General features: G+C 67.7%; 6 protein-coding genes. 1 reads left to right on the forward strand and 5 read right to left on the reverse strand.

Going from position 1 to position 7876, the window contains the following annotated elements; translation table 11 throughout:
- Positions 1-1021: DNA polymerase domain-containing protein (locus tag VKG81_RS07060; protein WP_324395121.1), on the reverse strand; the 1021-nt coding region annotated here is incomplete at its 3' end.
- Between the two features lie 56 nt (positions 1022-1077).
- Between VKG81_RS07060 and fadD2 the strand changes: the two genes are divergently transcribed.
- A complete protein-coding gene (gene fadD2, locus VKG81_RS07065) occupies positions 1078-2763 on the forward strand; it encodes a long-chain-fatty-acid--CoA ligase FadD2 (RefSeq protein ID WP_324395122.1) in 1686 nt (561 codons plus the stop codon).
- Positions 2764-2776: 13 nt separating this feature from the next.
- Here the strand turns inward: fadD2 and VKG81_RS07070 are convergent, their stop codons facing one another.
- The 4 genes from VKG81_RS07070 to VKG81_RS07085 are packed head-to-tail and all read right to left on the reverse strand — an operon-like array spanning position 2777 to position 7704.
- Positions 2777-4975: an acyl-CoA dehydrogenase gene (locus tag VKG81_RS07070; protein ID WP_324395123.1), complete on the reverse strand. Its 2199-nt coding sequence runs from the start codon at positions 4973-4975 to the stop codon at positions 2777-2779.
- Between the two features lie 41 nt (positions 4976-5016).
- On the reverse strand, positions 5017-5955 hold the full coding sequence (locus VKG81_RS07075; RefSeq protein WP_324395126.1) for a 2-hydroxyacid dehydrogenase: 939 nt from the start codon (positions 5953-5955) through the stop codon (positions 5017-5019).
- Positions 5952-7076: an alpha/beta hydrolase gene (locus VKG81_RS07080; RefSeq protein ID WP_324395124.1), complete on the reverse strand. Its 1125-nt coding sequence runs from the start codon at positions 7074-7076 to the stop codon at positions 5952-5954. The genes VKG81_RS07075 and VKG81_RS07080 overlap by 4 nt, the downstream gene beginning before the upstream one ends.
- A gap of 1 nt (position 7077) precedes the next feature.
- Positions 7078-7704, reverse strand: a complete 627-nt coding sequence (locus tag VKG81_RS07085) for a TetR/AcrR family transcriptional regulator (protein WP_324395125.1) — start codon at positions 7702-7704, stop codon at positions 7078-7080.
- Between the last annotated feature and the right edge of the window lie 172 nt (positions 7705-7876).

A 7876-nucleotide genomic window follows, 5' to 3' on the forward strand; every position in this document is an offset into this window, starting at 1 on the left:
CGAGCGCGGCCATGGCCTCGTCCCTGGTCCTGGTCCGCGCGACTTCGATCAACGGCATCGTCGACTGGCGCCGGCCGGTTATCTTCTTCGCGCCGCGCGGCGCCTTCTCGGGCGGTCCCAACCGCTCGGCCAATTCGAGCAGGGGGTCAAGCGACCCGGCGGCGTCGTCCATCCCCTCCCACGGGTCACCGGCGTCGTCGTATCGCCTCGGCATGGTCGCCATCGTGAACGCCTCGGGGCGGGAATCGGCGACCTCGTCCCAGAACAGCGGGGCGGAGACCCGGGCGTCCGGGGTGGCGCGTACGGAATACGCCGACGCCATCGTGCGGTCTTTGGCGTTCTGGTTGAAGTCGACGAACACACCCTGGCGCTCTTCCTTCCACCAGCGGCTGGTGGCCAACTCGGGGGCGCGCCGCTCCACCTCGCGTGCAACCGTTTCGGCCGCCAGGCGGACCTGTTTGAACGACCACTGCCGCGCGATGCGCGAATAGATGTGGAAGCCGCGCGAACCCGACGTCTTCGGCCAGCCGGTCAACCCGTGATCGGCGAGCACATCGCGGACCACCAGCGCGACGTCGACGATCTGCCGCGATGCCACCCCGGGCACGGGGTCGAGGTCGATGCGCAGCTCGTCGGGATGGTCGAGATCATCGGCGCGCACGGGGTGCGGGTTGAGGTCGATGCAGCCGAGGTTTATGACCCACGCCAGCCCGGCGGCGTCGTGGATCACCGCTTCCTTAGCCGATGTGCCAGAGGCATAGCGTAATTCGGCGACATCGACGAAATCCGGCCGCTTCTCGGGCGCACGCTTCTGGAAGATCGCCTCCTCCGAGAGGCCTTTGACGAATCGTTTCAGGATCATCGGTCGGTCCGCGACCCCGCGCAGAGCGCCGCCGGCGACGTCGAGGTAGTAGCGCACCAGGTCGGCTTTGGTGTATCCGGCCGCCGGGAAGACCACCTTGTCGGGGTGGGTGATGGTCACGTCGCGGCCGTCCACGTCCAGCACGAGCAGAGCGGCCATACCGCCATGCTAGTTTCCCTGCCGCAGTGAGACCTCCGTCACATAAGGTGGTGCTCATGCCTACGCTGAACGTTGCCGAACTCGCGTCGCAGACCGCCGCAAAGGCGCGGCAGTACGCCGACCGCGGCGCGGCGGAACTGCACTACCTGCGCAAGATATTCGAGGCGGGCGCGCTCAAGATCGAGCCGCCGCAGAACATCGTGGCGATGGCCGCGGACTTCATGCGGTGGGGCGAGATGGGAATGCTCCCGGCGGTGAACGCGCGCCGCACGCCACACCGCGCCGCGATCATCGACGAAGAAGGCGCACTGACATTCCGCGAACTCGATGACAGCGTGAACGCGGTCGCCAACGGCTTGGTCGAGATGGGCATCGGGGGCGGGGACGGTGTGGCGATCCTGGGCCGCAACAGCCGCTGGTTCGCGATTGCCAACTACGGATGCGCGCGGGTGGGGGCCCGCACGATCCTGATGAACACCGAGTTCTCCGGGCGGCAGATCGCCGAAGTCGCCGAGCGTGAAGGCGCGCGGCTGCTGATCTACGACGACGAATACAGCGAAGCGGTGTCGATGGCGAGGTTCGAGCTTGGCCGGTTGCGGGCGCTGGGCACCAACCCGGACAGCGACCTACCATCGGGCAGCACCGATGAGACGCTCGCCGAATTGATCGCCCGCAGCAGCAGGGAACCGGCGCCGAAGCCGTCGAAGCATTCATCGCTGGTGATCCTGACCAGCGGGACCACCGGAACACCGAAGGGTGCGTCCCGCGGCCAGCCGCCGACGCTGGGCCCGATCGGCGGCGTGCTGTCGCACGTACCGTTCCGCTCCGGCGAAGTGACCTCGCTGCCGGCGCCGATGTTCCATGCGCTGGGTTATCTGCACGCGACGATTGCAATGACGCTGGGCTCGACGCTGGTGCTGCGCCGCAAGTTCCGCCCGGCGACGGTCCTGGAGGACATCGAAAAGCACCGCGCGACAGCGCTTGTCGTGGTGCCGGTGATGTTGTCGCGCATTCTCGACGCGCTGGACAAGCTCGAACGCAAACCAGACCTGTCGTCGCTGCGCATCGTGTTCGTCTCGGGTTCGCAGCTGGGCGCCGAGCTCGCCAACCGCGCGCTCAAGGATCTCGGCCCGGTGATCTACAACCTCTACGGCTCCACCGAGATCGCGTTCGCGACGATCGCACGCCCGGAGGACCTCGACGTCAACCCGGGGACGGTCGGGCCGGTGGTCAAGGGAGTACGGGTCAAGATTCTCGACGAGCAGGGCAAGGAACTGCCGCAGGGCCAGGTGGGCCGGATCTTCGTCGGCAACACCTTCCCGTTCGAGGGCTACACCGGCGGCGGCGGCAAGCAGATCATCGACGGCCTGCTCTCGTCGGGAGACATGGGCTATTTCGACGAGAACGGGCTGCTCTATGTCACCGGCCGCGACGACGAGATGATCGTCTCCGGTGGCGAGAACGTGTTCCCCGCCGAGGTCGAGGACCTCATCAGCGGCCATCCGCAGGTCGTGGAGGCCACCGCGCTCGGCGTCGAAGATGCGGAGTGGGGCGCACGGCTGCGTGCGTTCGTCGTCAGGCAGGAGAACTCAGACCTCGACGAGGACACCGTCAAGAGATACGTGCGCGACCACCTGGCCCGCTACAAGGTGCCTCGCGAAGTGATCTTCCTCGACGAGTTGCCGCGCAATCCCACCGGCAAGATCCTCAAGCGAGAACTGCGCAACATCGAGGTCGACTGACCGCCGGGGCGGGTCAGGGATCGCGAGGCAGGCCGAGCAGCCGCTCGGCGATGATGTTGAGCTGCACTTCTGAGGTGCCGCCGTAGATCGTCGTCGCCCGGCTGTGCAGTAGGTAGTCGGCCCACCTGCCTTCCAGCTGTTGGGGATCGCCGATAGCGCCGTCGGTCCCGAACGACGACACCCCGAACTCCGCGTAGCCCTGCCCGGTACGCATCGAGAGCAACTTCGACACGGCCGCCGACGGCATCGCGTCGAAGCCGGCGAGGGTGAGCAGCGTCGACCGCAGGCTGAGCACCTTGGCCGCGTGGCCCTCGGCGATCAGCCTGCCAGCGCGGTTCTGGGCGACCTGGTCGAAGTGGCCTTCGCGGATGAACTCGACGAAACCTTCGAGGTTGGCAAGGAACGGCGGCTCGCTGCTGCCGATCGACACGCGTTCGGCGGTCAGCGTGTTGCGGCTGACCTCCCAGCCGCGGTCGACCCCGCCCAGCACGAGGTCGTCGGGCACGAACACGTCGTCGATGAACACCGTGTTGAACATCGCTCCGCCCGTCAGTTCGCGCAGCGGCCGGACCTGAACACCCTCGCTGGACATGTCCAGCAGGAAGTAGGTGATGCCGTTGTGCTTCGGCGCGGACGGATCGGTGCGGGCCAGCAGCGCACCCCACTGCGAGAACTGCGCGGCGGTCGTCCAGATCTTCTGACCAGTGATCCGCCACCCGCCGTCGACCTTGGTGGCCTTGGTGGACAGCCCGGCGAGGTCGGAGCCCGCGCCCGGTTCGGAAAACAGCTGGCACCAGATGATCTCGCCGCGGAACGTGGGCGGGAGGAATCGTTGCTTCTGCGCATCCGTGCCGAACGCGACGATCGACGGCACGAGCCACGCCGCGATACCCAGCTGTGGCCGCTTGACCTGGCCCGTGGTGAACTCCTGCTGGATGATGATCTGCTCGACCGGGCTGGCCGAGCGGCCCCACGGCTTGGGCAGGTGCGGCGCTACCCATCCGCCCTCGGCGATCGCGGCCGCTCGCTCGGCACGTGGAATGGCCTTCAGTGCCGCGACTTCCGCACGAATCTCCTCGCGCAGCTTCTCGGTCTCAGGATCGAGGTCGATGTCGAGGGGCCGCAGACCGGTCGTGGTGGCGACGTCGATCACCTGCTGCGGGTAGTCGGCGGCGCGGCCGAACGCGGCGACGATGCCCAGGGCGCGGCGGTAGTAGACGTTGGTGTCGTGCTCCCAGGTGAACCCGATGCCGCCATGGACCTGGATGCAATCCTGCGTACACCGCTGCGCGGCGGCCGGCGCCAACGTCGCGGCCACTGCGGCCGCGAACTCTGCTGCGGCCTCGGGCTTTTCAAGCCCTTCGTCGATCGCCCGCGCCGCATCCCAGACCGCGGCGACGGCGCGCTCGGTGTCGGCGGCCATCTCGGCACACTTGTGCTTGATCGCCTGGAACTGCCCGATCGGGCGGCCGAACTGTTCGCGGATCTTCGCGTACGCCGACGCCGTGTCGGTAGCCCAGCGCGCCACGCCGACGGCCTCTGCCGACAGCAGTGTGGACGCCAGCGACCGCGCGGCGGTGACGCTGAGGTTGGACAGAACCCGGTCCACGGGCACCTCGACGGCGTTGGCCCGCACATGCGCCACCGGCCGCAGCAGGTCGACCGATGTGACCGGCTCGACCTCGAGCCGGTCGGCGTCGATCACCACCCATTCGGTGCCGCTGGTTTCCGGATCCAGGCCGGCGACGGGCAGCACCAGCAGCGACGCGTCGGCGGCCGACGGCACCGATCGGGCCTCGCCACGGACCACCAACGCATCGCCCTGGCGGATGGCGGTCAGTGACGACGCCAGCGCGAACGCGGCGATTGCCGTGCCCGAGGCAAGGTCGCCGAGCACCTTCGCCTCGGAGTCGTCGGCGTTGATCAGGGCGCTGGCGATGGCCGACGGAACGAATGGCCCAGGCACCGCGCCGCGGCCGAACTCCGCGATAACGACGGCCAGCTCGAGGATGCCGAAGCCCTGTCCGCCTACCGATTCCGACAGATGCACGCCCTGCAGACCCTGTTCTGCGGCTGCCCGCCAGTACGGGGGCGGGTTTTCGATCGGCGTCTCCAGCGCCGCATGCAGCACTTCCGACGGCGCGACCCGCTCGAGGAGGGCGCGCACCGAGTCGGCCAGGTCCTTGTGCTCGGGAGTAATCGCGATAGGCATACGTTGCCTTCCTCCAAATAACCGGTCGGTTGGTACCGAGGCTACCTGTTTACGACGTTCGCCAACTCACTGCCGTCCCGCAGCCGCATGCAGTTGTCCACGGCCTCAGCGAGGTAGCGGCGCATCGTGTCGGCGGTATACCAGGTCACGTGCGGGGTGAGCACCACATTGTCCAGCGCCAACAGCGGGTTGCCGGGCTTGACCGGCTCGACGGCGAAGACATCGAGCCCCGCCGCCGCCAGCCGGCCGCGGTGCAACGCGTCGACCAGCGCGGCCTCGTCGACGATCGCCCCGCGCGACGTGTTGACCAGCACCGCGTCGCTCCGCATGTTGGCCAGCGCATCGCCGTCGATCAGGTTGGATGTGTGCGCGGTCAGGGGCAGGTGCAATGACACGATCTCGCTGGCGGCAAGCAGGTCTGGAAGCCGCCGCCAGCCCGGGCTGCCGTCCTCGCGGGTGCTGGTGTGCAGGACCGTCGCGCCCATCGACGCGACGATCATCTCCACGCGCCGGGCGATGTTGCCGTATCCCACCAGCCCGACCGTGCACGAGCCGATGTCGCGCACCGTTTCGCCGAGCGACGGGTCGGTGGGCCAGCCTGCGCCGGCGCGCGTCTCACGGTCCAGCGCGGTCAGCCGCCGCAGCGCGGCCAACATCAGCAGCAGGGTTCCCTCCGCGACCGAGGGCGCGTTCGCGCCGGGCATGTTGGCGACCGCGACGCCGAGCCTCGTCGCGGCCTCGACGTCGATCGTGTTCACTCCGGCGCCGAGTTTGTGCACCAGCCGAAGCCGCCGTCCGCGCTCGAGGTCGGCCGCCGTCAGCGGCCGCAGAACATGCCAGATCACCTCGGCGTCGGGCAGCTCTCGGTAAAGCGTGTCGTCGTCGTCCTCGGCGCAGTACCGGACGTCAAGCCAATCAGTATGCGGCGCAAGGAACTCGAGAACTTTCTCGCCGGGAACGAAGTGCGCAAGAACCCTCAGCGCCACCGCTTGGCGATCCACTTCGCGATCGTATCGGCCTGCTCGCTTCGTGCGCCCGGGGTGGTGAAGTAGTGGTCGGTGTCGATTGACACCTGCGTCTTGTCGTCGGAGGCCAACGCCCGATAGATGCGCTTGGCGTCCGACGGGAACACCCCGGTGTCGGCCTCCGCGTTGATGACCAACGCGGGGCAGTCGACGCGTGCGAGATGGGGTTCGGCGCGGGTCTGCGCGTGGCGCAGGCTCCACATTCCGAGCCAGTTGCGCAGCGTGCAGGCGGCGGCGATGCCGTGCGATGACCGGTTGGCCTTGACCGGGACCCCGGCATAGCACATATTCGGTTGACGTTTCGTGGGTTCCAGCGTCGGATCCACCATCCGCGGATCGGCCCACGTGCGCATCACCGTGAACGGGCGGTCACTGAAGCCCGCCGCCCGGACGCGCTTGAGTTCGGTTTCGGCCCAGTCCGTGATCGCGTGGTTGCGGGCCAGTTGCGCCGACCGGTAGCGCTCGACGAACTCGGCCTGGAACGGCGGCCCGTTGCGCTCGTCGAAGATGTCGAGGTCGGGGTCGGTAGCGACGGGGTCGTTCTCGTCGACGACGGCACCGTCCATCCAGGCGGTCAGCACGTCAGGGCGGCCCGGGTGTGCGGCGCTGGCGACATAGCCATCGGCCGGGGGCAGGTCGTCGAGGCCGGCGGCAGGCCGCATCCCCGCCGGTGCCACGATGTTGGGTTCCATGGCCTGTGACTGGTAGGCCGCCATCAGCGAACCGCCGCCGGAATTGCCAAGCAGTACAACGGTTTCCACATCCTGAACCGCGCGTAACCAGCTTACCCCCACGCCGATGTCGACCAGCGCGTGGTCGAGCAGGAAACTGCTCTCGAAGCCGCGGAAGCGGGTGTTCCAGCCGAGGAAGCCGATACCGCGGGTAGCCATGTAGTCGGCGAGATAGTGCTCGGAGAAGTCGATCTGGTAGTGCGTCGCGATCATCGCCACTTTCGGCTTGCGCCCCACCGCCCGGTGGTACAGGCCCTGGCAGGGATGGCCGCCGGCGGCCCCGCGCCGGGCGGTGGGGGACGGCAGGCCGACAAACTCACGGACAACTCCCGGCGCCGAACCCATGTCAGACGGCCTCCTTGCAGTAGACGGCGCGGTAGAAGATGTTGGCGAGCGTGGTTATGCACGCTTCGTCATCGAGGTCTTCGGCGGCTCCCGCCTTGCCGCTGAGCTGCACGTAGCAGAACTGGTTGAACATCGACACGATCGCCACCGCGACGAGCTGGGGTTCGTCCTCTGGGCAATAACCTTCGGACTGGGCGCGTTTCGCCATCTCGGTGACGAACGAGATCGGGATCGCGCACAGCTCCGCCCAGTATTCGGCGAAGTCGTCGCTTACCATCGCCAGCTGAGACACGCTGATCATCTCCGCCAGGCGGTGCCGGTACGTGCGCCAGTGGGCGGCCGCGGCCTCCCGAGCGCGCTCGCGGTTTGTCAGCCCGTGCCGCGTCACCGACGTCGCGCGCTCGTTGGCTTCGTTGCGGAAGCGCAGCGCCCATTCGCGGATCATCGCTTCTTTGGAGTCGTAGTAGTTATAAAACGACGCCGTGGAGCGCCCTGCCTCGGCCGTGATGTCGGAGATCGTCGTCGCAAGAATGCCCTTGCGGGCGATTACTGTTCGGGCCGCCGCGTCGATGGCCGCCGCGGTCTGACGCCCACGCACGGTCGGCAACTCGCCCCGCTGTATCGACATAAGGCTCCTGACGGTCATCGGTTCGCTGGGAGCATTGAGCACAACCTGAACCTGATGTTAGATTCAGATTCGGCTGTTGAGAAGGGCGCAGGAGGCGCAGATGATCAAACCCGAGAACACCAACCCGGAATTCGCCCTCAGCGGCGTCAACCACGTCGCGCTTGTCTGCTCC

Source organism: Mycobacterium sp. (assembly GCF_035314905.1).
In the GTDB taxonomy this organism is placed as follows: domain Bacteria; phylum Actinomycetota; class Actinomycetes; order Mycobacteriales; family Mycobacteriaceae; genus Mycobacterium.